This window comes from Pseudoduganella sp. RAF53_2 (genome assembly GCF_052113985.1).
Taxonomy (GTDB): domain Bacteria; phylum Pseudomonadota; class Gammaproteobacteria; order Burkholderiales; family Burkholderiaceae_D; genus Rugamonas.
The window spans coordinates 1-1,545 of the sequence record NZ_JBFRDW010000947.1; the positions used below are offsets into that span (position 1 = coordinate 1).

Sequence of the window (1,545 nt, forward strand, 5' to 3'; positions counted from 1 at the left end):
GATCTACGCTGTGGGCCATCGTGATGTTGATCGGCGCGTCACTGGTGCTGGTGGGAATGTGGATGTTCCGGAACGTGTCGGTGGAGCGCGACCTGGCTACGCTGGCGCGCCATGCCTCGCTGCCAGCTTTCCGTCAGGCGGCTTCGGCGCCGGAAATCGCCGCTGTGGAGCCGAGCGCCAAAGATGCTGCGGTGGTTACGGAAACACCGCCGGTACCTGCGCCTGCTTCCGGTACGGGGCAAGCGGGCGAGTCGGGCAGTGGCCCTGACGCAGCTTCCCCGCGCATGCAAGGCTTTGCTGCGGCGCCGGTTATCCCAACGCCACGCAAGCAATTCGTACAATCGGGCAGGGCCGGTGTGGCGTCATCGGCCGCACAAGTCCGTCCACGTACGCCGCGCAAAGAGCGCATTACGCGCGACCTGTACGCGGAAGTGTTTCGCCGTTGCCCGCCGCCGGGCGCTTACGGCGCGCTGGAATGCCGCAAACACATCTGCAATGGCGCCGAGGGCAGGGGACCGGCCTGCCGCCACATCAACAAATTGAAACTCTGAGCGGGTACAATCGCACGCAAGTCACCCAACCGGATCGTGGATTGAAAAACCTGACCATCGCCGACCGCAGCCTGGAATGGCTGCTGGCGTCGGCAACCGACGCCATGCTGATCGTGGACAAGCAAGGGCAGATCGTCCTCGCCAATCCTGCATTGGAGCGCCTGTTCGGCTACGAACATGGCGCGCTGGCAGGCAAAACGCTGGAAACCCTGATTCCCGAACGCTTCCGCCAGGAGCACACCGGCCTGCGCAGTCACTACATTGGCCATCCGCGTCCGCGCGCAATGGGCGCGGGCATGGAGCTGTTCGCGGTGCGTAAGGACGGCAGCGAATTCATGGTGGAAGTCAGCCTGTCTCCGCTGCAAAGCTCCGACATGCAGCCGGTCGTCATGGCCACCATTTACGACATCAGCGCCCGCAAACAGGCCGAACGCGCCTTGCAGGACAGCGAGCGCCGCATGCGTGCCGTGTTCGAAACGGCGGTTGACGCCATCATCACGATCGATGAGCGCGGCATCATGGAGCGCGTGAACCCAGCGGCGGAGCGCATGTTCGGCTATTCCGAAGCTGAGGTGTGCGGCAAGAATGTGTCCATGTTGATGCCATCGCCGCATCGTGAGCAGCATGATGGCTATCTGGCGCATTATGCGCAGACAGGCGAGAAGCGCGTTATCGGCAAGGGCCGCGAAGTGGAGGGCTTGCGGCGCGATGGCTCGGTGTTCCCAATGGACCTCGCCGTGGCGGAAATGGAAATCGGCGGTCGCCGCATGTTCACAGGCCTGGTGCGCGACATCACCGAGCGCAAACAAGCCGAAGCCCAGGGCAGGGAAATGCAGGCGCGCTTGCGCGAACTCGCTGCGCATCAAGAGAAGATCAAGGAGCACGAGCGCACGCGCATCGCACAGGAGATCCACGACGAGCTGGGCGGTCTGCTCACCGGCATGAAGGCTTATGTCAATGTGCTGATCGAACGTGCGGGCGCGCAGTCCGATCC

At 63.5% G+C, this 1,545-nt stretch carries 2 protein-coding genes; both read left to right on the forward strand.

Annotation, left to right across the window (positions count from 1 at the left end; translation table 11 throughout):
• Positions 1 to 551 (forward strand): hypothetical protein (locus tag AB4Z11_RS31285; protein WP_442030017.1); only part of this gene is annotated, 551 nt, incomplete at its 5' end.
• A gap of 41 nt (positions 552 to 592) precedes the next feature.
• Positions 593 to 1,545: PAS domain S-box protein (locus AB4Z11_RS31290; RefSeq protein ID WP_442030019.1), on the forward strand; the 953-nt coding region annotated here is incomplete at its 3' end.